The sequence below is a fragment of the Mycobacterium sp. 852014-50255_SCH5639931 genome, from assembly GCF_001665605.1.
Classification (GTDB): Bacteria; Actinomycetota; Actinomycetes; order Mycobacteriales; family Mycobacteriaceae; genus Mycobacterium; species Mycobacterium paraffinicum.
In genome coordinates, this window is the sequence record NZ_LZSV01000035.1 from 191,551 (window position 1) to 215,244 (window position 23,694).

Genomic DNA, 23,694 nt, shown 5'->3' on the forward strand with positions numbered 1-23,694 from the left:
GCGGCAAAATAACGAAGTTTGCCCTCCGCGGCGCGCCGCGGGGAAAAAAATCAATCCGAGCCCAACTAGTTCGGGGGCAGGCCCACCAATTCGGCCAGCCGGGCGCGGTGACGGTAGGCGGTGCCGAAGATCAACTGGTCGCTCTTGGCGCGCTTGAGATAAAGGTGCGCGGGATACTCCCACGTCATGCCGATGCCGCCGTGCAGCTGCACACACTCCTCGGCCGCGTGCACGGCGACGCCGCTGCAATACGCCTGGGCGACGGCGGCCGCGAGGGCCGCGTCTTCGTCGCCGCGGGCACACGTGTCGGCGGCGTAGCGGGCCGCCGCCGTCGCGGCGCTGACTTCGAACCACAGATCGGCCAACCGGTGTTTGATCGCCTGGTACGAGCCGATCGCGCGGCCGAACTGCTTGCGCTGCTTGGCATATTCCAGCGTGGTCTGGAAACACCATTGGGCGATGCCGAGCTGTTCGGACGCGAGCAGGGCCGCCCCCGTGCGCAGCGCCTCGGTGACCGCGCCGTCGGCCGGCCCGAAGCGTGACGAGGCGACCGCCGAAAAGCGCACATCCGCAAGGGGTCTCGTCATGTCCAGCGCCAACAGTGGCGACACCTCCACACCGGCCGCGGTGCGCGAGACGGTGTGCAGCTCGTGTCCGTCCGGACCGGCAACCGGCACCACCAGCACGTCGGCCTGCGCGGCACCGGCGACGCTGGTGACCGATCCGCTCAGCCCGTCTGCGCCGCCGGTCACCGCCCCGGGCGGATCCCCGGGTGCTGTCGAGAGCGGCACTACCAACGCCGCGGTCAGCTCGCCTTGGGCCAGGGCGGACACGGTCTCGGTATCGCCGGCATGCAACAGCGCGACGGTGGCCAGCACCGCGCTCGACAAGAACGGCACCGGCGCGACGGCCCGGCCGATCTCCTCCATGACGACCGCGGCCTCGCGGGCACCCGCCCCGGCCCCGCCAAGCGACTCCGGGACCAGCAGGCCGGCCACCCCGAGCTCGACGGCCAGTGTCCGCCAGAGGCTTGAGAAGTCTTGCGGTTCGGGGTCATAGGCGCGGGCCACCGATTCGGGCGGGCAGCGGTCGGCGAACAGATGCCGAACGCTGTCGCGCAGGGCCTCCTCGGTGTCCGAGTAGAGCAGGTCACTCACCGATCCAGGTCCTTCCACGCGACGTCCTTGTCGACGCGGTGCTCGCCCGGCAGGCCGAGAATGCGCTCAGAGATGGTGTTGCGCAGGATCTCCGAGGTGCCGCCCTCGATCGAGTTGCCGCGAGCCCGCAGATAGCGGTATCCGGGCTCGCGCCCGACCAGATCCACGACTTCGGTCCTGCGCATGGTCCAGTCGTCGTACTGCAGCCCCGCCTCGGCGTGCAGCTCGATGTCGAAGCCCGAAATGGACTGCGCCAGCTTGGCGAAGGCAACCTTCATGCCGGCGCCTTCCGGTCCGGGCTGACCCACCTGGGCCTGCTGCCGGAGCCGCTCGCCGGCCAGGCGAAGGACTTCCGCGTCGACCCACAGCTTCATCAGCTCGTCGTGCATCGCGGGATTGCGCAGCCCGGGGTCATCGCGCCACGCCTTGGTGACCTTCCCGATGATCCCGCCCTCGCGCGGCGTTCCGGCGCGGGTACCGATCGCGACGCGCTCGTTATTGAGCGTGGTGGTCGCGACCCGCCAGCCGCCGCCGTCCGGGCCGAGCCGGTTCTCGTCGGGCACCCGCACGTCGGTGAGGAACACCTCGTTGAACTCCGCCTCGCCGGTTATCTGGCGCAGCGGGCGCACCTCGACACCGGGCTGCGTCATGTCGCACAGGAAGTACGTCAGGCCAGAGTGTTTGGGCACCGTCGGGTCGGTGCGGGCAACCAGGATGGCCATCTGCGCGTGCTGCGCCATCGACGTCCACACCTTCTGCCCGTTGACAATCCAGTCGTCACCGTCGCGGACCGCCCGGGTGGCCAACCCGGCCAGGTCCGAGCCCGCGCCGGGTTCGCTGAACAACTGGCAATACACTTGCTCACCGGTGAACAAAGGGCGCAGGAACTTTCGTTTCTGCTCGTCGGTACCGAACGCCGCGATGGTGGGCGCCGCCATGCCCATCCCGATGAAGTTCTTGGCGGTGCCGCCCACCGGCGCGCCGGCGCCCGCCAGCTGGGCGTCGACGAGTTCCTGGGCCTTTCGCGGCAGGTCCAGCCCGCCGAAGCCGTGCGGCAGGTGCACCCAGGCCAGGCCCGCGTCGTACTGTGCGCCAAGGAATTCGCGCGGATCGGTGGTGGCCGGGTCATGCTCGTCCAGCAGCGCCTGCACCCGCGCCTTCAGGTCGGTCGCCAGGTCATCGGAGCTCATCGCTAGCCCTGCGGTCGAGCCTGAAAGCCCTGTGCGGCACCGAGCAGCAGGCCGCCGTCGATCACCATCGTCTCGCCGGTGATCCAGCTCGCCGCGTCGGAGACCAGGAATGCCACGGCGGCGGCCACGTCGATGGGCTCACCGATGCGGCCGAGCGCGATCGAGGAGGCGAGCGGATCCTCGTGGTCCTTCCACAGCGCCTCGGCCAACCTGGTGCGCACCACCCCAGGGGCGATCGCGTTGACGCGGACGCGGGGCGACAGTTCCAGCGCCAGCTGCTTGGTGACGTGGATGAGCGCGGCCTTGGTGGCGTTGTACATGCCCATGGCCGGCGATTGATGCAGGCCGCCGATGGAAGCGGTGTTGACGATCGCGCCGCCGTGCTCGCCCATCCACGACTTGACGACGAGCGACGTCCACAGCAGCGGGGCCCAGAGGTTGACGTCGAAGATCTTGGTGAAGCGCGCGTGGTCCTGGTCGATCAGCGGGCCGTACGCGGGGTTGGTGCCCGCGTTGTTGATCAGGATGTCCACGCTGCCGAAACGCTCCAGCGTCAGGTCCACGCAGCGCCGGGCGGCGTCCTCGTCGACGGCGTGCGCGCCGACGCCCAGCGCGTTGCCGTCTACCTGTGCCGCGGCCTCGTCGGCGGCCTCCTGCTTGCGGGCGGTGAGCACCACGTTGGCCCCGGCGGCCGCGAGTTGTTGGGCGATCGCGAGCCCGATCCCGCGCGATGCGCCGGTGACGATCGCGGTTCGGCCGGTCAGATCCAGTGAGGTCATCGAGCTGCACCTTCCATCGCGGAAGCCAACGGTTTACCGTTTGCTATATGGATGTGTTTACACGTGCGTCAGCGTGGTACGCGAGGCGCATGTCCACGAAATTAACCCTCACGAAAAGACTGGTGGTGGGCGGGGCTGCGGCAGCAGCAATCGCGGTCGCGCCGATCGCCGTAACCGATTCCCTGGCATCCGCACCCGCGCAGTCCGCGGCGCCCACGCACGTGGTGTTCAAGGACGACCCGAACGGCGGCGGCTGTGACGCCAACGGCAACTGCGGTTCGGGCGGCCAGAACAGCGGCCCGGGCGGCGGCCCCGGCGGCCAGGGCTGCCTGCCCGGCGTCGGCTGCGGCTCCGGCGGCCAAAACGCTGGACCGGGCGGAATTCCGGGCGGCCAGGGCTGCCTGCCCGGCGTCGGCTGCGGTTCCGGCCACGCCTGATCAGACCGATCTTCGCGGCTCCCGGAGCCTGGTGATCCAGGCCCGGGTGTCCGCGGGGTCGATGACGTCGTCAAGTTCGAAGGTGGTGGCCGCCCGCAGCGCCTTGCCGTGCTCGTAGGCCGCCGCCACCAGCTTGTCGAATAATTCTTGGCGCCTGACGGGGTCACCCTCGGCCGCCAGTTCCTTGCTGAACCCGAGGCGCACAGCCCCCTCGAGTCCCATCCCGCCGATCTCCCCGGTCGGCCAGGCGATGGTGAATTGCGGGGCGCGGAAGGAACCGCCGGCCATCGCCATCGCCCCGAGCCCGTATCCCTTGCGCAAAATGATCATTCCGATGGGCACCGTCATGCGCGCACCCAGAACGAACATCCGTCCGAACCGCCGGACCGCCGCGTCCTTCTCCGCGTCGGGCCCGACCATGAAGCCCGGGGTGTCGCACAGCGAAATCACCGGCAGCCCAAACGATTCACACAGGGCGAGGAAGTCGCCGGCCTTGTCGGCCGCCTCCGCGTCGATGGCGCCGCCGAGGTGATGCGTGCTGTTGGCGATCAGCCCATATGCCGCCCCTTCGACCCGGACCAGGGCGGTGACGATGCCGACGCCGTAGTCGGGGCGCAGTTCCAGCACGGAGTCAATGTCGACGATCGCCTCGATGGCGCGATGCACGTCGTAGGCCCGTAATCGGTTCTGCGGCACCACATGCCGGGCCAGCCGCGGATCGGGTGCCGCCCAATCATCGACGTGGCCCTGGAAATACGACAGGTACTGCTTGGCCAACGTGACCGCGTGCGCCTCGTCGCGGGCGACCAGGCTGACCACGCCGTTGCGTCGCTGCACGCCGATCGGCCCGATCGCCTCCGGCGGGTAAACCCCCAGCCCGCCGCCCTCGATCATGGCCGGCCCGCCCATCCCGATGTTGGCGTCCGGGGTCGCGATGATCACGTCGCACACCCCGGCCAGCGCCGCGTTCCCGGCGAAGCACCGGCCCGAGACGATCGATACCAGCGGCACCCGGCCGCTCAGCGCGGCCAGCATCCGGAAGGTCGGCACGTCCAGACCGGCGGCGCCGCCGACGTCGGTGTCCCCCGGCCGGCCGCCGCCGCCCTCGGCAAATAGCACCACCGGCAGCCGTTTCCGGGCGGCCAGGTCGAACGCGCGGTCGGTCTTGGCGTGGTTGCGCATGCCTTGCGTGCCGGCCAGCACGGTGTAGTCGTAGGAGACCACGACGGCCTCGGCCGCCGCTCGCCCGAAACGGTCCGCGCCGATGGTGGCCAGGCCTGCGACCAGGCCGTCGGCCGGCGTGTTGGCGATGAGGTCGTCTTCCGAGCGCCGGCTGCGCTGCGCCGCGATGGCCAGCGCGCCGTATTCGACGAAGCTGCCGGGGTCGACCAGATCGGCGATGTTCTCCCGCGCGGTGCGACGGCCTTGCTTGTGCCGCTTGGCGACCGCGGCCTCGCGGCCCTCGTCGAGGGTGAACAGATGCCGCCTGCGCACCTCGTCGAGGTCTGCGCGCGGCCGGTCGAGATCCGTTGCGGCCGTCGATGAGTCGCCCCTTGCGCCGGCAGCGGTGCGGGCGAACACCAGCAACGGGTCACCGGTTCCGACGACCTGCCCGGGCGTCACCAGATTGCGCACGGTCCGCAGCGCGTCCGGCGCGACGAGCACATGCTGCATCTTCATCGCTTCGAGGACGACGAGCTGGCTGGCCGCCGGGTGTTCCGCGCCTTCGGGCACCACCTCGACCACCGTGCCGGCCAGCTGGGCACGCAGCACGTCCTCGCCGGGATAGAGCTCGACCGAAGCCGCGCGGACGTCGTGCTGGTGCGACGAGGCCGCCGCCGCCAGCTCGGGTAACTTCTCGTCGACGAAACCGGTGCTCACGCAACCGGATTGAACGGCGGGGTCATTCAACAGCTCGTGGAGGAAGTCGATGTTGGTGCGGACCCCCTCGATGCCGAACTCGGCGAGCGCGGTTCGGGCCTTCCGCAACGCCGCCTGCGGCGACGACCCGTGCACATGGGCCACCACCTTCGCCAGCAGTGAGTCGTATTGCGGGTTGACGACCAGGCCGGTCCTGCCGTAGGTGTCAACGCGGATCCCCGGCCCGCTCGGCGGCGAGAACGCGGTGAGCGTGCCGGCCGCGGGCACAACGGAGAGGTCGGGGGCGAAAGTCTCCATGTTGACCCGGGCCTGGATGGCGATGCCGCGATGCGCCGCGGGCTCCCCGATGATTTCGTTGCCGTCGGAGGCGATCCCGGCCGGCAGCCCGAGCTGATAGTAGGAGGCACCCCCGGCGATGGCCAACTGGACGGCCACCAGGTCGAATCCGGTCGTCTCCTCGGTGACCGTGTGCTCCACCTGGATTCTCGGGTTGACTTCGAGGAAGTCGAATTCCTCACCGGCGACCAGGAATTCGACGGTGGCCAGCCCCCGCAGCCCGACCCGTGCGCACAGCCGGACCGCGGCCTGGTGCAAGCTGCGCCGCAATGTGTCGGAAAGCCCTTGGGCGGGAGCCATTTCGACGAGCTTCTGGTAACGCCGCTGGATGCTGCAGTCGCGGTCGCCGAGCGCAAGCGCGCGGGTTTGGTGCCCCGCCGGCGCGGCGACGACCTGGACCTCGATGTGCCGCGCGCCGTCGAGCAGCGCTTCGGCGAACAGCGCCGGGTCGCCGAAGCCCAGTTGCGCCTCCCCGGCGCACTGTTGGTAGGCGCTGCCGATCTGGTCGGCGCTGCGCACGGTGCGCATTCCCCGCCCACCCCCGCCGGCAAGCGCCTTGATCATGATGGCGCCGCCCTGGGCCTCGAAGAACGCCTCGATCTCGGCGACGCTGCTCGGCCCGTCGGTCGCGGGCAACACCGGCACCCCGGCGGCGATAGCGGCTCCGCGGGCGGCGGACTTGTTGCCGACCAGTTCGAGCGCGTCGGCGTCCGGTCCCACGAACGCGTAGCCGGCGCCGGCGCAAGTGCGGGCGAACTCGGCGTTCTCACTGAGGAATCCGTAACCGGGGTGGATCAGCTCCGCGCCGCAGCTCTTGGCCGCGGCCAGCATGGCGGGCTGGTCCAAGTAGGCCCGCGGGCCGGCGCCGGGAAGGCCGATCGCTTCGTCGGCGGCATGCACGTGCGGGCTTTCGGCATCGTCTTCGGCGTAGACCGCGACCGTTCGCATGCCCAATTCGACTGCCGTGCGAATGATTCGGAGCGCGATCTCGCCGCGGTTTGCCACCAGTACGGTCGCGCTCATCGCAGCGGCTCTCCCCACTGCACCTGTTCACGGAGTTTGCCCTTGAGCAGCTTGCCGCCGGCGTTGCGCGGCAGCGCGCTGTCGACCACCGTGACGTATTGCGGCACCTTGAAGTCGGCGAGCTGCTCGCGGCAGTGGTCGAGCACCGCCGGCACGTCGATCCCGTCCGCACCGCCGAACAACACCGCGCCCACCTTCTCGCCCATGACGTCGTCGGGAACCGCCAGCACGCACGCGTCCTGCACCTGGGGCGCCGCCAGCAGCACGGCTTCCACCTCGACGCTGGAGACGTTCTCACCGCCGCGGTTGATGATGTCCTTGAGCCGGTCGACGATGTGCACCCGGCCTACGTCGTCGACCCGCACCACGTCGCCGGTGTGCAGCCAGCCGTCCACGATGGTGGCCGCGGTCGCTTCCGGCCTGTTCCAGTACCCGGCGGTCACGTTGGCCCCGCGCACCACCAACTCACCGACGCCTGGCTCGTCGCCGCCAAACGGAATCAGGCCGAGGTCGACGGACGGGACCGCGTAGCCGACCGAGTCGGCGTGCTCGACGGCATCCCGGCTGGGCAGCACCGTCATCAGCGACGAGGTCTCGGTCATGCCGTAGCCGTTGAAGACCGTGGCCTGCGGGAAGGCGTTCTGCACCGCCCGCACCAACGACGGGGCGATCGGGGCGCCCCCGTAACCCACCCAGCGGACGCTGGAAACGTCGGCGTCGGCAAAGGCATTCTGCCGCAGCATCAATGCGTAGACCGCCGGAACGGTGACCATGACGGAGATGCGCTCGGCGCCCAGGGTGGCGATCAAGGCGTCCAGGTTGAGGGCGGGCATGATCACCGAGGCCCCGCCCAGCCGGGCGGCCGCCAAAAGCTGTGTGTTGCAACCGGTCACGTGGAACAGCGGCACCGAGATGAGCGTGCGCATCCCTTCGCCCAGGTCTCGGGGCTGGTCGAGACAGCGGATCCCGTTCTCGGTGTTGGTCAGGAAGGCCTCGTGAGTGGTCGGCACGCCTTTGGGGTGGCCGGTGGTGCCCGAGGTGTAGAACAGCGCGGCCACGTCGGCGGGGCCGAGTCGCTCGGTCACGTAGGGCTGGCCGTCGGGCAGCGGCGTGTCCGCCGCCAGGTCCAGTGTCGCCCCGGAGTCGGAGAGGACGAACTCGACTTCTGGTTGCGCCGAGCGCGTATTGACCGCCACCGCAACGCCACCCGCCATCACGGTGCCCCAGAACGCCAGCACCCAGTCGACGCCGGCCGGGTAACGCACCGCGACGCGGTCACCGGGTCGCAGCCCGGCGGCGCGCAGCCCACCGGCGACGCGCGCGGCGCCGTCCCACAGCTGGCGGTAGGTCAGCCGACCGGCACCGAGTTCGACCAGCGCCTCGCTGTCCGGGCGCCGGTCGACCTGTTCGGCCAGCATGTCCAGCAGCGTGGCGGGTAGATCGTCGTAGTGCGGGACACCGTCGGCGTCGCGGGTCACGCCGGTCGTGGGGAACGGGTTGTTTTCACGGGAAATTTCGATCACTGCAGGCATGCCCGTTCCTTACTATCCGGTGTCCTATCGTGATAGCGGTGACGATCGACGATCCCGCCATCATGCCCGAGGCGTTCTTCACTGTCGACGGCGACTGCTACCTGCCCGGCCGGTTGACCGGAGGGCCGTGGGGTGCGGCGATGGGCGGCCAGATCGTCGGCGGCCTGCTCGGTTGGGGCATAGAGCAATCCGGCATCGAACCCGACTTCCAGCCGGCCCGCCTCACGGTCGACCTGCTGCGTCCGGCGTTGCCCGAGCCGGTGCAGATTCGGACCTCGGTGCAGCGGGAAGGCCGGCGGATCAAGCTCGTCGACGGGGCGCTGGTGCAGAACGGCAACACCGTCGCGCGGGCCAGCGCGCTGTTCCTGCGCCGAGGGGATCATCCCGAGGGGGCGGTGTGGTCCGCGCCCCTCCAAATGCCGCCGCTTCCGGCCGATTCCGAGGGCTTCCCTACCGACATGCCGTTCCTGATCTGGGGCTATGGGGCCACCGCCGCGGGCAGCCCGGGCATCGCGGCCGGCGAGTGGGAACAGTCCCATTCCCAGAAGTTCGCCTGGACGCGGATCTTTCGCCCGATGGTGCACGGCCACCCACTGACCCCGTTCACCCGCCTGGCCTTCGTCGGAGACATCACGAGTTCGCTGACCCATTGGGGCACCGGCGGATTGCGCTACATCAACGCCGACTACACGGTCACCGCGAGCCGCCTGCCCGACGGTGAATACCTGGGGCTGGCGGCCCAGAGCCACTACGCGACGGCCGGCGTCGCGACCGGGGCAGCCACCCTCTTCGACCGGCACGGGCCGATCGGCACCAGCTCGGCGCTGGCCCTGGCCCAGCCGGCCGAGGCATTCAAGCCGGCTTTCGCCTAGACGGCTCATCCCATCAACTGAGCAGCAACCGTAGCGCCGAGTTCCCAGCACGCCTGTAGGTCGCTCTTGTCCGGCTTGCCCGAAACCAGCACGGTCTCTGCGGCTTTCGTCCAACCGAGCCCCGTGGTGATCGACATGACGCCGCGTTCGGCGCCCTCGGTGCCCTCGTTGCCGTGCAGGTACAAGCCGAACGGGCGCCCGCGCGTCGAGTCGAGCAGTTGGTAGTAGGCGCAGTCGAAGGCGTGCTTGAGCGCCCCGCTCATGTAGCCCAGGTTCGCGGGGCTGCCCAACACGTAGCCGTCGGCCTCAAGCATCTCGGCCGGCGACACGGTCAGCGCCGGGCGCCGGACGACCTCGACGCCCTCGATCTCGGGGTCGGTGGCACCCGAGACGACCGCCTCGAACATCTCATGGCAATGCGGGGACGGCGTGTGGTGGACGATCAGCAGCGTCTTGCTCATTGGCGGCCCTGCAATTCCAGCGCCGTCTTCATGGCCTCCCGCGCCCGCCTGCGGTCCCCCGCATAGTCGTAGGCGCGGGCCAGCCGGTACCAGCGCCGCCAGTCGTCGGGGTGGTCTTCGACTTCGGTGCGCACCGAGGCGAACAGCGCGTCGGCGGCGTCCCGCTCGATGCGGCCCGACGCCCGCCGCGGCAGCGCGCTGGTGTCGAGCTCCATGCCGTCGGCCGCGATCAACTGGGCCAGCTTCTGGTGGGCGAACCCGGACCGCAGGGTCGCCACCATGGCCCACAGCCCGATCAGGGGCATGATCAGCACCGCCAGGCCCAGGCCCACGGCGGCCGCCCGGCCCGAGGCGATCATCGCGACGGCCATCCGCCCCAGCAGCACGAAGTAAACCAGCATCGCCACGCAGAGCAACGCGATGAGGAACTGGGTGCGCAGGGCGGTGTTCATTGCAGGTTCAGTGCAGGTCGAGCAGGGGCTCGAGGCCCACGGTGAGGCCGGGCCGTTCCTGGACGCGCCGCACCGCCAACAACACGCCCGGCACGAACGAGGTGCGGTCCAAGCTGTCGTGGCGGATGGTGAGCGTCTCCCCCTCGGTGCCGAACAAGATCTCCTGGTGGGCGACCAGCCCGGCCAGCCGCACCGAGTGCACCGGGATGCCGTCGACGTCCGCGCCGCGGGCGCCGGGCAGGCTGGCGCTGGTTGCATCGGGGTTGGGCGGCAAGCCCTTTCGCGCTTCGGCGATCAGCTTGGCGGTGCGCGCGGCCGTACCTGACGGGGCGTCGGCCTTGTGCGGGTGGTGCAGCTCGATCACCTCCACCGACTCGAAGAAGCGCGCCGCCTGCTTGGCGAAGTGCATCGACAGCACCGCGCCGATCGCGAAGTTGGGGGCGATGAGGACGCTCGTATTGGGCTTGTCGGCCAACCACGCCTGCACTTGGTCGAGGCGCTCCTGCGTGAAGCCCGTGGTGCCGACGACGGCGTGAATCCCGTTGCCGATCAGGAACTCTAGATTGCCCATCACCACGTCGGGATGGGTGAAGTCGATGACCACCTCGGTGCCGGAGTCGGTGAACATGCTCAGCGAGTCGCCGGCGTCCACCTCCGCGGACAGGGTCAAGTCCTCGGCGGCCTGCACGCCCGCCACCATCGCCGCACCGACTTTGCCCTTAGCTCCCAAGACGCCTACCCGCATGAGCTTCACCCTAGACCGGGCCCCTTCATCCACAGTTGGGTGTTTATCCACAGCGGTCGCAATCGCGGTGGCCGGCGCCGGAGTCCCCGGATAGTGTTCGAACATGAGTTCGATCGAGGTTCCGGCCGAGGTGAAGGCCGCCTTGGACGCGCTGGACGCGGCCGACGCGGCGGTGGGCGGGCTGGACTTCGACGCGCTGCGCCCCGAAGTCCGGCTGCGCGTGCTGGAAGCGATGGAGCGCTCTCACCGGCGCCAGGCCGCGGTCGGCACCGACGTGATTGCCGGCCTGGCGAACGAGGATCCCGGCGACGTCGGCGGTCCGGTCCATAGGGTGATCGCCGACTGGCTGCGGATCAGCTATGCCGACGCGTGCCGTCGAGTTCGAGACGCCAAGCAGCTCTCGCCGCGCCTGACCCTCACCGGCCAGGAGATGCCGCCGGAGCTGCCGGCCACCGCCGTGGCGTGGCGGAGCGGCCTTCTCGACGGGCAGCACCTGCGGGTGATTCAGGCGTTCGTGCGCGACCTGCCGGACGCCGTGCCCGCCGAGAAGGTCGATGCGGCCGAGCGCTTCCTGGCCCAGCAGGCGCTGGCTTTGCGTCCCGACCAGCTGCAAAAGGTCGCGCACCAGTGCGCCCTGCGGATCAATCCCGACGGGAAATTCTCCGACACCGACCGCGCCCGGCAGCGCGGCTTCGCCTGGACTGGGCAGCGTCTCGACGGTATGAGCATCGGCAAGCTGGTCGCCTCGCCGGAGCTGCGGGCCAATCTCGATGCCTGGCTCGCGCGGTTCGCGGCCCCCGGCATGTGCGATCCGGACGACGAAAAGCCCTGTGTCGACGACGAACCCGCCGAGGAATCCGCGAACAGCGACACGCGGAGCCACGCGCAGCGCCAGCATGACGCGATCAACGCGCTGGTGCGCGGCCAGCTGGGCGACCCGCGGTTAGGGGCGCACAACGGATTGCCGGTCACCGTCATCGTCTCCACCACGCTGCAGGAGCTGACGGCGGGCACCGGGCGCGCGGCCACGGGCGGCGGAACGGTGTTGCCGATGCGCGACGTGATCCGGATGGCGCGACACGCCTACCACTATTTGGCCGTGTTCGACGAACACTCGCGCCGCCCACTGTATCTCGGCCGTACGCGGCGAATCGCCACACCGGATCAGCGGGTGGTGCTTTACGCGCAGGACCGCGGCTGCACGCACCCGGGCTGCGACGCGCCGGGCTATTGGTGCGAGGTCCACCATCTCGACGACTGGGCCACCGGCGGCCTTACCGATGCCGACAAACTCACCTTCGCCTGCACGCCGCACCACAAGCTGATCGAAAAGGGCTGGCGCACAAGGAAGCTACCCAACGGGCGTACCGAATGGATTCCGCCGCCTCGATTGGGCCGCGGCCCGGGCACCAACGACTATCACCACCCGGAGCGCCTCGCGGATCCTTGACCGGCGCCTACATCTTGAACCGACCGGCGAACCCGCGCAGCGGCAGGTCCGCGCTGGTGATGAGCCCCGGCGGCGCCGCCACGACCGATTTGATCGAGGCCAGCGCGGGCATGCCGGTGACGGTCATCCCGATGGAGGCGAAGTTGTCCGGGTTGGACAGGTCCACACCGGGCTTGGGGAAGATCATGTGCTTGTTGTAGATGCACGGGTCGCCCTTGATCTGGGTGATGTAGCAGCCCTTGATGTTCCAGCTCGGATCGGTGTGCGGCGTCATCTGCCACTCCAGGTGCGTCTCGACCCGGGGCACCCCGTCCACCATGCCCTGGTACTTGATGTAGTTGCCGCCCAGCGAGCCTTTGGGCAGGGTGTACCAGCCCAGGTCGACGTCCTTCGTGCAGGCGCCCAGCTCGTAGCTGAACTTCACCTCGTCGAGGGTCAGATCGAAGCAGTCGGCCATCATCAGCACGCTGTCGGCGAAGACGCGGGTGTACTTCTCCAGCTTGGACGGGATCTCCGGATCGTCCACCGGCTGGCCGTAGCCCACCTCGATCCAGGTGTCCTTGGAGTGGTGGCACGACACGTCCACGGACTCGATGGTGGTGACGTTCTCGATGTCGGCGACGTCGGCCGAACACACCACGCCCAGTACCTGGTTCAGGCCCGGGTTCATCCCGGTCCCGTAGAACGTCGCGCCACCCTTTTCGCAAGCCTCGGCGAGCAGCCGGCTCACCGGCTTGCCCGACGGGTGCGGATGGTTCTTGTCGCGATGCCAGCCGGTAATCCAGTCGGCGGTGGTGACGATATTGATGCCGGCCTCAAGCACTTTGACGTAGAGGTCCTCGTCGGGAAACACGCCGTGGAAGGTGAGCACGTCCGGCTTGGCGGCGATGATCTCCTCGATGGAGCCGGTGGCCTTCACCCCGTTGGGCTCAATGCCCGCGAGCTCGCCGGCATCGCGCCCGATCTTGTCCGGCGAATAGCAGTGCACGCCAACGAGTTCGAGGTCGGGCTGGGTGGCGATCCGCTTGATCATCTCCGAGCCGACATTTCCGGTGGCCACTTGGAAGACGCGGACCGGTGCTGAACTCATTCCGTTGAGCCTTTCTGCGTTGCGATTGCCTCGGGGTAGAACTGCTTGGCCCAGTTGCGGATTGCGGTGAAGCCCTCGTACTCGTCGGTGGCCAGCGCAGGCGGGTCGGAGTAGCGCTGGTGCTGCCAGATCTCGATGTCCTGCTCGAACTGCCGGATCACCTCACGGCCGAACTCGGTCGCCTTGAGCTCGGCGCGGGCCGGGTCTTTGCCCGGCGTGCGGCCGATGTAGACCATGAAGCGGACGTCGGAGGTGAACTCGTCTACCGGGGTGACCGCGGAGATCGTGCGGTTATCGATCATCCCCCAGCTCTTGGTCACCGCGATGCCCAGACCGCCGTTGATGGCCTCGACGCCGCTGTTGACGTCCTCGATCTTCTGCCCGTCGTCACCCTCGAAGGTGATGGTGAAGTCGACGAACGACACCGGCTCGGCGAAGTCGTGGCGGGTGAACACCGGCACGATCGGCGTGTTGTGCACGAACTTGAAATGTGCGAAGTCGACACCGTTTTCAAGCACGTACTGCGGATGCAGCTCCAGGGCCGGCCGGTACAACCGCTGCTGGGGGTAGTAGTCGTCCGAGTTGCTGCCGTCGCCGAACGCGCCGAACACGTCCGGAGCATCGAAGTACGGCTCGTGGCGCTCGACGTCGTGCCAGATGTAGACCGACTCGTTGCGTTCCACCACGGGGTAGGTGCGGATGCGCCGCCCGCGGTTGGGGCGATCCTGGTACGGAATGCGGACGTTGCGGCCCTCCTGGCTCCACTGCCACCCGTGGAACGGGCACTGCAACACCTCGCCGACGACCGTGCCGCCGTACCCCAAATGAGCGCCAAGGTGTTCGCAGTAGGCGTTCATCACGGTGAGCTGACCCGACTCGGCCCGCCACGCGACCATCTCCTGGCCGAAATACTTCATCTTGTGCACGTCGCCCATACCGATCTCGTCGGACCAGGCGACCTGGAACCAGCCCGTGGGCCTCATCGACAGCGGCGGCTTAGCCATGCGGGATCCCTCCTTGAAAAGAATGATAGGCGGGGCGACCGAAGAAATAAAAGTACCCTCTATGAAACTCTGCGCGTGCGATACGCTCGGCAGATGACTCGGCAGGTGAGCGGGGCCGGAACCGCGAACCGGCGCCCCAACCGGCGTGGCAACGCCACGCGCGAGACCATGCTCGAAGCCGCGCTCAAGTCGTTGGCCTCCGGCGACCCCGGCTCGGTGTCGGCCAATCGCATCGCCAAGGAGATCGGCGCGACCTGGGGCGCCGTGCAGTACCAGTTCGGCGACACCGACGGGTTCTGGGCGGCGGTGCTGCACCGCACCGCCGAACGGCGCGCCGCAACCTTCTCGACCCTCTCAACGCCGATCTCACCGGACGCGCCCCTGCGCGAGCGGGTCGGCGCCATCATCGACACCCTCTACACCGGGTTGGCGTCGCCGGATTCGCGCGCGATCGAGAACCTCCGTGCGGCGCTCCCCCGCGACCCCGACGAGCTCGAGCGGCTGTTCCCGCGCACCGCCGCCGAGCTGTTCTCGTGGGGCAAGAGCTGGCTGGAGACCTGCCAGAACGCCTTCGCCGGTCTCGACGTCGACCCGGACCGGGTGCGCGAGGTGGCCGCCCTGATCCCCGGCGCGATGCGCGGGCTGGTGTCCGAGCGCCAGCTCGGCTCGTACGCCGACCTGGACATGGCGCGGCGGGGCCTGACCAACGCGCTGGCCGCCTATCTGGAGCAACCCCGCCCGTGACGATGGGCGGCATCACGATCCGCCAAGCCGGACCTGCCGATCTCGCGAACGTCGCCGAGATGCACTATCCGGTCTGGCGGCAGTCCTGGACCGGCATCCTGCCGGACGCCACCCTCGACGTCCTCGGATCGCCGCGGCGCTGGGCGGTGCTGGCGTACCCGCGAATCCTGCAGCGCCGCGACTGGAGCATGTGGGTCGCCGAATCAGGTTCCCGGACAATCGGAATGGCCATCTTCGGACCGGACCCGGCGAATCCCGAGCAGGTCGAACTCGACTCGCTGTACATCGCGGCGGAATGCCAACGGCGCGGTGTCGGCGAGCGCCTGCTCGCCACCGCTCTGGCCGAAAGCCCGTCGGTTGACGTCGTCCTGTGGTGCGCGGAACGCAACATCCAAGCGCGAACCTTCTACGAGAAGAACGACTTTCGCGCCGACGGACGCACCCTGGACTGGGAGCCCGTGGGCGGCATCAAGGTCGCCCATCTGGGCTTCCGGCTCAGCCGGCGGTGACGTGTCGGCGCAAGTCGTACTGTCCGAGATCGGTGTTCGCCAGCATGGCGCGATGCTCGCCCGGCGTGAAGGGCCACACCTCGGGCACCCCGTCCTTGTTCAGGTACCAACTCTGGCAACCGGTGGTCCACACCGTGTTCGGCATCGCGGCGCGCAGCTTGGCGTTGAAGTTCTCGGTCGCCGGCCAGGTCGGCTCCACCGTGTCGAATTCACCACGCCGCCAACGCTGAATCCACCGCAGTATGTGTTCGGCCTGCGATTCGGCGACGGTGGTGAGCGCGAGGTTGCCGACCGGGCTGTGCGGACCCAGCATCATGAAGAAGTTGGGGAAGCCCGGCAGCGCCACGGTCTGGTAGGCCCGCGGGCCGTCACGCCACACGTCGTCGGCGGCGATACCGTCGCGGCCGATCAGCCGCATCGGCCGGAAGAACGCGTGGGTGTCGAATCCGGTGGCGAGCACGATGATGTCTGCCTCGTGCAGGACGCCGTCGCCGGTCACGATGCCGCGCGGTTCCACGTGGTCGATAGCGGCGGTGACCAGTTCGACGTCGTCGCGCTGGATGGCGCGGTAGAAGCCATTGGACATCACCAGCCGTTTGCACATCGGCGTGTAGTCGGGGGTCAGGGCGCGGCGCAGCTCGGGGTCGCGGACCTCGCGCAGGCTGGCGCGGCACAGCGCCCCCATGATCTTTCGGCGCAGGCCCGGCTTGGTGAGGCCGGCGGCGAACAGGTCGAAGCCGAAGCTGTAGCAGCGGTAAGCCATCCGGTCGAGCCAGCCGAACCTGTTGTGGGTGATGTTGGTGAACCTGCTGTACCGGGGGTTGGGCAGCCGAAGCACCCACTGCGCGGTTCGCTGGAACAGCATGACCCGGCCCGCGACGCCGGTCAGGCCGCAGACGAGCTGCACGCCCGTCGACCCGTTGCCGATGATCGCGATCCGGCGACCGCGCAACTCGACGGAATGATCCCACCGCGCCGAATGAAAAGCCCGCCCGCCGAAGTCCTGCAGGCCGGGAATCGACGGTAGGCGGGGGTGATGGAGCACGCCGGTCGCGCAGATCAGGAAGTCGACGCTCGATTCCTCCCCGGCATCCGTGCGCAGCCGCCAGCGGCCGCCCTCGAAGCGCGCATCGGAGATCTCGGTGCCGAACCGGATGCGGTCGCGCAACCCGAAGCGGTCCGCGACGTCGCGGAAATACGCCTGGATTTCGCGGCCGGGCGAGAACAGGTGCGACCAGTTGGGGTTTCGGGCGAACGTGTACTGGTAGACCCGCGAAGGGATGTCACAGACCAGACCGGGGTAGGTGTTCTCGCGCCAGGTCCCGCCGACCTCGCCGGCCTTCTCGTAGAGAGTCACGTCGGTTATCCCACTGCGCAGCAACGCGATTGCGATGCACATGCCCGACATGCCGGCTCCGACGACGGCTACGGCGGGATCGCGTCGCATGGTTGCCGGCTACTCGGACTCGGCGCGCTGCTTGAGGCGCCGCAAGGTGAGCCGGATGTGTTCGGTGTTGGCGGCCACGCGATCTGGGACACCGGTGGCCTTGCCGGCGATCTTGCGAAACCAGCCGGGCCTGCGATCCCAGGTGCTTTCGGTGACCCGGCAACCACCATCGGCCGCGACGATGTCGTATTGCCAGCGCGCGATCGGAAGCACCGAGTGCCGCACATCGAACGCGAAGAGGCGGCCCGGTTCCGCGTCGGTGACCGTGCACTTGGTGCTCCAGCGCCGTTTGCTGCTTTCGTTGTGACCCGTGAACACCGCCCCGGGGCGCGCCGAATCGCCCTTGCGCCACTCCATCGCCACCGCCTCCTCTGCGAACGAGGCCAGCGTGGGCAGGTCGGTGATCAGCCGGTACACCACGTCCGGGCGGGCATCGACCTGCACGGTGTCCGACACGCAGGGGTCAGTCATGGGCCGATCATAGCCAGCGCTCCCGCGGTTTCACCTCGATTGCGGCCCATCCGAACTTTCTCCACACTGAAGGGCGAACCTCCCAAAGCAAGGGGCAACCATGCGAGTCGGCGTACCGACCGAGACCAAGGCCAACGAGTTCAGGGTGGCCATCACCCCCGCGGGCGTCGCCGAACTGACCCGTCGCGGCCACGAGGTGCTCGTCCAGGCCGGCGCCGGTGAGGGGTCGTCGATTCCCGACGAGGAGTTCAAGGCGGCGGGGGCCCAACTGGCCGACTCGGCCGAACAGGTGTGGGCCGACGCCGCCCTGCTGCTCAAGGTGAAGGAACCGATTCCGGCCGAATACGGCCTGTTGCGGCAGCATCAGGTGCTGTTCACCTATCTGCACTTGGCCGCCTCCCGCTCCTGCACCGATGCGTTATTGGCTTCCCGCACAACGTCAATCGCCTATGAGACCGTGCAGGCCGCCGACGGCAGCCTTCCGTTGTTGGCCCCGATGAGCGAGGTCGCCGGTCGGCTCTCGGCGCAGGTCGGCTCCTACCATCTGATGCGGTCCCACGGCGGGCGCGGTGTGCTGATGGGCGGGGTCCCGGGCGTCAAACCCGCCGACGTCGTGGTGATCGGCGCCGGCACGGCCGGTTACAACGCCGCCCGGGTCGCCAACGGCATGGGCGCGAGCGTGACGGTGCTCGACCTCAACATCAGCAAGCTCCGGCTGCTGGACGCGGAGTTCGGCGGACAGGTCCGCACGCGTTACTCGTCGGCGTACGAGCTGGAGGGCACGGTCACGCGGGCCGACCTGCTGATCGGGGCGGTCCTGCTGCCGGGCGCCAAGGCGCCGGAACTGATTTCGAATTCGCTTGTCGCGCAGATGAAGCCGGGTGCGGTGCTGGTGGACATCTCCATCGACCAGGGCGGCTGCTTCGCGGATTCCCGGCCGACCACGCACGATGACCCGACGTTCGCCGTGCACGACACGCAGTTCTACTGCGTGTCGAACATGCCCAGCGCGGTGCCCAAGACGTCGACCGTGGCGCTGACCAACGCGACGATGCCTTACGTGCTGGAACTGGCCAACCGTGGCTGGCAGGCGGCGTGCCGGTCGGATCCCGCTCTGGCGAAGGGACTTTCGACGCACGACGGCGGGCTGCTGTCCGAACGGGTGGCCACCGACTTGGGGCTGCCGTTCACCGATCCGGCGAGCGTCCTGGCCTAGTCGGCTTCCACCAGGCTGGCGATGATATCGGCCGCCGGCCCCGGCTGGGCCTCCTTGAACGACGTTCCGGCCCACAGCGGTATCCCGTTCGGGTCCTCCATCGCGGCCGCCGCCTCGCGGATCGGGGAGGTCATCTGGTTGACCTCCGGGTAGCCGAGCGGCGCGACGTTGTCGAGCAGGCGGGTGAAGTTGTTCTCCAGGCCGCGCGCATACCGGCCCGAGAAGGCGCGGGTGACAACGGTGGTGCCGAAGACCGGATTCTTCAGGGCGGTGCGGTGCGCGGTGCTGGTGCCCGCTTCGTCGCTGAGCAGCAGCGCGGTGCCGATCTGGGCGGCCACCGCGCCGCGGTGCAGCACGGCGGCGACATCCCGGGCGGTGCCCAGCCCGCCCGCCGCGACGACGGGCACCTCATGCGCGTGACGGATGCGATCGATCAGGTGGTGCAGCGATTCGTTGCCGGGCTCCATGTCGGGCGCGAACGTGCCCCGGTGCCCGCCCGCGTCCGGCCCCTGGACGATGAGGCTGTCCGCGCCGGCGGCGACGGCCACCCCGGCCTCATACGCCGACGTCACGGTGACCATCACCAGCAGGCCCAGCGCCCCCAGCCGCCGGATGACGTCGGGCGGCGGGACACCGAAGGTGAACGACACCAGCTCGGGCCGCACGTCGGCGACCACCTCGAGCTTGCGCTCCCAGTCGTCGTCGTCACCGTAGTGCGGGTGGCCGACCTCGACCTGGTAGTAGTCCGCGATCTCCTCGAGCTCTTCGGCGTAGTAGTCCAGCGCCATCCAGTCGGCGACGCTGGGTTGCGGAACGAACAGGTTGACGCCCAGCGGCCCGGTGGTGGCCTTGCGCGCGGCGGCGATGTCCTCGGCGAAGCGCTCCGCGCTCCGGTGGCCGCCCGGGACGAAGCCGAGTCCACCCGCGTTGGACACCGCCGCGGCCAGCTCGGGCGTGCCCGGTCCGCCGGCCATCGGCGCACCCACGATGGGCACCATGATGTCCCAAAAGCCCAGTACCACGGGGCTAATTTACCATCGCCCGAAGTTGTTGGGGCAGTGACCGTTTGGAGGCATACGGACCCAGGACGGCGGCCCCGTAGGGCTGGCTCAGCAGCCGGTGGGCAACCGCGTTGACCTCCTCGACGCTCACTTGGTCGATCTTCCGCAAGGTGTGCTCGATGCTGCGGTGGTGGCCATAGTTCAGCTCGTTGCGACCCAGCCGGCTCATCCGGGAGCTGGAATCCTCCAGGCCGAGGACGAGGCCGCCGCGCAACGACCCCTTGGCGATGCGGCACTCGGCCTCGGTGATGCCGTCGCGGGCCACCGACTCGAGGACCTCGTTGGTCACCTGCATCACCTCGGCGAACCGCTCGGGCTGGCAGGCGGCATAGACGGACAGCGCGCCGCTGTCGGCAAAGATGTCCACCGTCGAGTACACCGAGTAGGCCAACCCGCGCAACTCGCGAACCTCTTGGAACAGGCGGGAACTCAGCCCCCCGCCCAGCGCGGTGTGCAGCACCGACAGCGCCCAGCGATGGGGCCAGCCACGCCCCGGGGTGCGCACGCCCAGCGCGACGTGGGTCTGCTCGGCGTCCCGATTGCCCAGCATCAAGCCGGGTCGGCCGGTCACCCGTCCGGCGCCCTTGCGCGGGGCGACGGGCCGGCGCCCGCGCACCAGGTGCGGCCCGAAGTGCTCACGCACCAGCGCCACCACCTCATCGTGGTCGACATTGCCGGCCACGGCGACCACCATGCGTTCCGGCGTGTAGCGCCGGACATGGAAGGAGTGCAGCTGGGTCCGGGTCATCGACGACACCGACTGCGCGGTGCCGATCACCGGCCGGCCAACCGGGTGGTCACCGAACATCGCCCCCAGGAACATGTCCCCCAGCGCGTCCTCGGGATCGTCGTCGCGCATCGCGATCTCTTCGAGCACCACGTCGCGTTCCAGCTCGACGTCTTCCGTCGCGCAACGGCCGTTGAGCACCACATCGGCCACCAGGTCGACGGCCAGCTCCAGGTCGCTGTCCAGCACGTGCGCGTAGTAGCAGGTGTGCTCCTTGGCGGTGAACGCGTTCAGCTCCCCGCCGACCGCGTCCATCGCCTGCGCGATGTCCACGGCGCTCCGGGTGGGGGTCGACTTGAACAGCAGATGCTCGAGGAAGTGCGCCGCCCCCGCCACGGTGGCGCCCTCGTCGCGCGATCCGACGCCGACCCAGACCCCGACGGACGCCGAACGCACCGACGGCAGGTACTCGGTGACTACCCGCAGACCGCCCGGAAGCGTGCTGCGGCGCAGTGCGGATTGGCGGTCCGGTTCCGCCTCGGCGATCTGCTTACCCCGGCGCAGGGCGCCCGCACGAGTCGGACGCGGCCGGGGTAGGTCAGTTGCTGGCGGTCGCGGCATCGGCAGGGGCGGCCGCCGGAGCATCGGCTGGGGCAGCGCTGTCCTCCTCGACCAAGACGAGGGAGATCTTGCCGCGCTTGTCGATGTCGGCGATCTCGACCCGCAGTTTGTCTCCGACGTTCACGACGTCCTCGACCTTCGCGATGCGCTTGCCGCGGCCCAGCTTGGAGATGTGGACCAGGCCGTCGCGTCCCGGCAGCAGCGACACGAACGCGCCGAAATCGGTTGTCTTGACCACGGTTCCGAGGAACCGCTCGCCCACGGTCGGCAGCTGCGGGTTGGCGATGGCGTTGATCCGGTCGATCGCGGCCTGCGCCGAGGGCCCGTCGGTGGCGCCGACGAACACCGTGCCGTCGTCCTCGATGGAGATCTGCGCCCCGGTCTCCTCGGTGATGGCGTTGATGACCTTGCCCTTGGGCCCGATGACCTCGCCGATCTTGTCCACCGGGACCTTGATGGTGGTCACCCGCGGCGCGTAGGGGCTCATCTCGTCGGGCGCGTCGATGGCCTCGGCCATGACCTCGAGGATGGTCAGGCGTGCATCCTTGGCCTGGGACAGCGCGCCCGCGAGCACCTGGGAGGGGATCCCGTCCAGCTTGGTGTCCAGCTGCAGGGCGGTGACGTAGTCCTTGGTGCCCGCGCACTTGAAGTCCATGTCGCCGAACGCGTCCTCGGCACCGAGGATGTCGGTCAGCGTGACGAAGCGACGCTCGTTCTTGCCGTCGATCTCGACGTCGTCGGAGACCAGCCCCATCGCGATGCCGGCGACCGGCGCCTTGAGCGGCACACCCGCGTTGAGCAGCGCCAGCGTGGACGCGCAGACGGATCCCATCGACGTCGAGCCGTTGGAGCCCAGCGCTTCGGACACCTGGCGGATGGCGTACGGGAACTCCTCGACGCTGGGCAGCACCGGGATCAGGGCCCGCTCGGCGAGCGCGCCGTGCCCGATCTCGCGCCGCTTGGGCGAACCCACGCGGCCGGTCTCGCCGGTGGAGAAGGGCGGGAAGTTGTAGTGGTGCATGTAGCGCTTGGAGGTTTCCGGCCCCAGCGAGTCGATCTGCTGGGCCATCTTGACCATGTCCAGCGTGGTCACACCCAGGATCTGGGTTTCGCCGCGCTCGAACAGCGCGCTGCCGTGTGCCCGCGGCACCACGGCGACCTCGGCCGACAGCGCGCGGATGTCGGTGATGCCCCGGCCGTCGATGCGGAAGTGGTCGGTCAGGATGCGCTGCCGGACCAGCTTCTTGGTCAGCGAACGGAACGCGGCGCCGACCTCCTTCTCCCGGCCCTCGTAGGTCTCGGCGAGCCGCTGCAGCACCTCGGCCTTCAGCTCGTCGGTGCGCTGGTCGCGCTCGGCCTTGCCGCCGATGGTCAGCGCCTTGGCCAGCTCGTCGGTGGCCACCGAGGCAACCGAGTAGTAGACGTCCTCGCCGTACTCGGGGAAGACGGGGTACTCGCCGGTCGGCTTGGCGGCCGCGCCGGCCAGCTCCTCCTGCGCGGTGCACAGCACGGCGATGAACGGCTTCGCCGCCTCCAGGCCTTCGGCCACCACGGCTTCCGTCGGCGCCTGGGCGCCGCCCTCGACGAGTTCGATGACGTTATCGGTGGCCTCGGCCTCGACCATCATGATGGCGACATCCCCATCGACCTTGCGGCCGGCCACCACCATGTCGAACACGGCCCGCTCGAGCTGCTCGACGGTCGGGAAGGCGACCCAGGTGCCGTCGATCAGGGCCACGCGCACGCCGCCGACCGGGCCGGAGAACGGCAGGCCGGAGATCTGGGTGGAGGCCGAGGCGGCGTTGATCGCCACCACGTCGTACAGGTCGTTGGGGTCCAGGCTCATGATCGTCACGACGACCTGGATCTCGTTGCGCAGTCCGGCGACGAACGACGGGCGAAGCGGCCGGTCGATGAGGCGACAGGTCAGGATCGCGTCGGTGGAGGGCCGGCCCTCGCGACGGAAGAACGAGCCGGGGATCCGCCCGGCGGCATACATCCGCTCCTCGACGTCGATGGTCAGCGGGAAGAAGTCGAAGTGCTCCTTCGGGTTCTTGCTGGCGGTGGTCGCCGACAACAGCATGTTCTCGTCGTCGAGGTAGGCGACGACGGCGCCGGCGGCCTGCTGGGCCAGCCGGCCGGTCTCAAAACGGATTGTGCGGGTGCCGAAGCTCCCGTTGTCGATAACGGCGGTCGACTCGAACACGCCTTCTTCAATTTCAGCTACAGACATAGGTGTCCGTACGGCCTCTCTGGGTATTTAGCTTTTTCGCGTCGTCACGCGCAAGTAACCCGAGAGCTTCCTACGAGAGGAAAAAGTCTGAATGCGGCTACGGCCATCGATCGAAGCGGCCGACCTGCCCCAGATCCGGAGAGCCCGGCAGCCACTACCGAAGACCGCCCGATACAGACTGGGCTGCTCCCGTCATGACACGCTGGAACGGCGCACGCGGATCTGCGTGGCCGCACCGTTCGCTCGGGCCGAACCC

At 69.0% G+C, this 23,694-nt stretch carries 21 protein-coding genes; 6 read left to right on the top strand and 15 right to left on the bottom strand.

Features of this window, described 5'->3' with window-relative positions; genetic code table 11:
* Nucleotides 1-65: 65 nt before the first annotated feature.
* From A5758_RS21880 to A5758_RS21890, 3 genes are read right to left on the bottom strand one after another with little or no spacing between them, the layout of a single operon-like run.
* Entirely contained in the window at nt 66-1,157 is a 1,092-nt protein-coding gene (locus A5758_RS21880; RefSeq protein WP_082939799.1) for an acyl-CoA dehydrogenase family protein, read from the bottom strand.
* Nucleotides 1,154-2,347 carry an acyl-CoA dehydrogenase family protein gene (locus tag A5758_RS21885; RefSeq protein WP_067744366.1) on the bottom strand — a complete coding sequence of 398 codons (1,194 nt, stop codon included), beginning with the start codon at nt 2,345-2,347 and terminating at the stop codon, nt 1,154-1,156. The genes A5758_RS21880 and A5758_RS21885 overlap by 4 nt, the downstream gene beginning before the upstream one ends.
* Nucleotides 2,348-2,349: 2 nt before the next feature.
* The gene (locus A5758_RS21890; RefSeq protein WP_067744369.1) at nt 2,350-3,126 is read right to left on the bottom strand and encodes an SDR family oxidoreductase; all 777 of its coding nucleotides are present in this window, start codon (nt 3,124-3,126) and stop codon (nt 2,350-2,352) included.
* 89 nt (nt 3,127-3,215) lie between these two features.
* Here A5758_RS21890 and A5758_RS21895 point away from each other — a divergent pair, with 89 nt between their 5' ends.
* The gene (locus A5758_RS21895) at nt 3,216-3,563 is read left to right on the top strand and encodes a PE-PGRS family protein (protein ID WP_067744372.1); all 348 of its coding nucleotides are present in this window, start codon (nt 3,216-3,218) and stop codon (nt 3,561-3,563) included.
* On the opposite strand, the gene A5758_RS21900 is transcribed toward A5758_RS21895, so the two are convergent.
* Together A5758_RS21900 and A5758_RS21905 are read right to left on the bottom strand one after the other, a co-directional pair.
* The gene (locus tag A5758_RS21900; protein WP_067744375.1) at nt 3,564-6,803 is read right to left on the bottom strand and encodes a carboxyl transferase domain-containing protein; all 3,240 of its coding nucleotides are present in this window, start codon (nt 6,801-6,803) and stop codon (nt 3,564-3,566) included.
* Nucleotides 6,800-8,335, bottom strand: a complete 1,536-nt coding sequence (locus A5758_RS21905) for a class I adenylate-forming enzyme family protein (protein ID WP_197504011.1) — start codon at nt 8,333-8,335, stop codon at nt 6,800-6,802. The genes A5758_RS21900 and A5758_RS21905 overlap by 4 nt, the downstream gene beginning before the upstream one ends.
* 38 nt (nt 8,336-8,373) lie before the next feature.
* On the opposite strand from A5758_RS21905, the gene A5758_RS21910 reads away from it, so the two are divergent.
* Nucleotides 8,374-9,207 carry an acyl-CoA thioesterase domain-containing protein gene (locus tag A5758_RS21910; RefSeq protein ID WP_082939800.1) on the top strand — a complete coding sequence of 278 codons (834 nt, stop codon included), beginning with the start codon at nt 8,374-8,376 and terminating at the stop codon, nt 9,205-9,207.
* A 5-nt stretch (nt 9,208-9,212) separates the two neighbouring features.
* Here A5758_RS21910 and A5758_RS21915 read toward each other — a convergent pair whose 3' ends face one another.
* From A5758_RS21915 to dapB, 3 genes are read right to left on the bottom strand one after another with little or no spacing between them, the layout of a single operon-like run.
* Nucleotides 9,213-9,668 carry a flavodoxin family protein gene (locus tag A5758_RS21915; protein WP_067199459.1) on the bottom strand — a complete coding sequence of 152 codons (456 nt, stop codon included), beginning with the start codon at nt 9,666-9,668 and terminating at the stop codon, nt 9,213-9,215.
* Nucleotides 9,665-10,120: a hypothetical protein gene (locus A5758_RS21920; protein ID WP_067744380.1), complete on the bottom strand. Its 456-nt coding sequence runs from the start codon at nt 10,118-10,120 to the stop codon at nt 9,665-9,667. Before A5758_RS21920 ends, A5758_RS21915 begins: the two co-directional genes overlap by 4 nt.
* A 7-nt stretch (nt 10,121-10,127) precedes the next feature.
* Nucleotides 10,128-10,865 (bottom strand): 4-hydroxy-tetrahydrodipicolinate reductase, encoded by a 738-nt coding sequence (gene dapB / locus A5758_RS21925; RefSeq protein ID WP_067744727.1) that lies wholly within the window; start codon nt 10,863-10,865, stop codon nt 10,128-10,130.
* Between the two features lie 103 nt (nt 10,866-10,968).
* On the opposite strand from dapB, the gene A5758_RS21930 reads away from it, so the two are divergent.
* The gene (locus tag A5758_RS21930; RefSeq protein ID WP_067744383.1) at nt 10,969-12,315 is read left to right on the top strand and encodes an HNH endonuclease signature motif containing protein; all 1,347 of its coding nucleotides are present in this window, start codon (nt 10,969-10,971) and stop codon (nt 12,313-12,315) included.
* A gap of 7 nt (nt 12,316-12,322) precedes the next feature.
* Here the strand turns inward: A5758_RS21930 and A5758_RS21935 are convergent, their stop codons facing one another.
* Nucleotides 12,323-13,405: a dihydrodipicolinate reductase gene (locus tag A5758_RS21935; RefSeq protein ID WP_067744386.1), complete on the bottom strand. Its 1,083-nt coding sequence runs from the start codon at nt 13,403-13,405 to the stop codon at nt 12,323-12,325.
* Nucleotides 13,402-14,409, bottom strand: a complete 1,008-nt coding sequence (locus A5758_RS21940; protein WP_067744389.1) for a Rieske 2Fe-2S domain-containing protein — start codon at nt 14,407-14,409, stop codon at nt 13,402-13,404. The genes A5758_RS21935 and A5758_RS21940 overlap by 4 nt, the downstream gene beginning before the upstream one ends.
* Nucleotides 14,410-14,577: 168 nt before the next feature.
* On the opposite strand from A5758_RS21940, the gene A5758_RS21945 reads away from it, so the two are divergent.
* Complete coding sequence (locus tag A5758_RS21945; protein WP_369816478.1) at nt 14,578-15,153, top strand: TetR/AcrR family transcriptional regulator; 576 nt, start codon at nt 14,578-14,580, stop codon at nt 15,151-15,153.
* A 2-nt stretch (nt 15,154-15,155) separates the two neighbouring features.
* On the top strand, nt 15,156-15,662 hold the full coding sequence (locus A5758_RS21950; protein WP_067199480.1) for a GNAT family N-acetyltransferase: 507 nt from the start codon (nt 15,156-15,158) through the stop codon (nt 15,660-15,662).
* Here A5758_RS21950 and A5758_RS21955 read toward each other — a convergent pair.
* On the bottom strand, nt 15,649-17,109 hold the full coding sequence (locus tag A5758_RS21955) for an NAD(P)/FAD-dependent oxidoreductase (protein ID WP_067744394.1): 1,461 nt from the start codon (nt 17,107-17,109) through the stop codon (nt 15,649-15,651). The two genes, A5758_RS21950 and A5758_RS21955, sit on opposite strands and share 14 nt — an antisense overlap.
* 9 nt (nt 17,110-17,118) lie before the next feature.
* The gene (locus A5758_RS21960) at nt 17,119-17,580 is read right to left on the bottom strand and encodes an SRPBCC family protein (protein ID WP_067744397.1); all 462 of its coding nucleotides are present in this window, start codon (nt 17,578-17,580) and stop codon (nt 17,119-17,121) included.
* A gap of 100 nt (nt 17,581-17,680) precedes the next feature.
* Between A5758_RS21960 and ald the strand changes: the two genes are divergently transcribed.
* Nucleotides 17,681-18,796: an alanine dehydrogenase gene (gene ald, locus A5758_RS21965; protein WP_067744400.1), complete on the top strand. Its 1,116-nt coding sequence runs from the start codon at nt 17,681-17,683 to the stop codon at nt 18,794-18,796.
* On the opposite strand, the gene A5758_RS21970 is transcribed toward ald, so the two are convergent.
* Genes A5758_RS21970 through A5758_RS21980 form a run of 3 tightly spaced genes read right to left on the bottom strand, consistent with a single transcriptional unit; the run spans nt 18,793 to nt 23,438 of the window.
* Nucleotides 18,793-19,818: a nitronate monooxygenase gene (locus tag A5758_RS21970; RefSeq protein WP_067744408.1), complete on the bottom strand. Its 1,026-nt coding sequence runs from the start codon at nt 19,816-19,818 to the stop codon at nt 18,793-18,795. The two genes, ald and A5758_RS21970, sit on opposite strands and share 4 nt — an antisense overlap.
* A gap of 4 nt (nt 19,819-19,822) precedes the next feature.
* Complete coding sequence (locus A5758_RS21975; RefSeq protein WP_067744729.1) at nt 19,823-21,205, bottom strand: pitrilysin family protein; 1,383 nt, start codon at nt 21,203-21,205, stop codon at nt 19,823-19,825.
* Nucleotides 21,183-23,438, bottom strand: a complete 2,256-nt coding sequence (locus A5758_RS21980; RefSeq protein ID WP_197504013.1) for a polyribonucleotide nucleotidyltransferase — start codon at nt 23,436-23,438, stop codon at nt 21,183-21,185. The genes A5758_RS21975 and A5758_RS21980 overlap by 23 nt, the downstream gene beginning before the upstream one ends.
* Nucleotides 23,439-23,694: the final 256 nt, after the last annotated feature.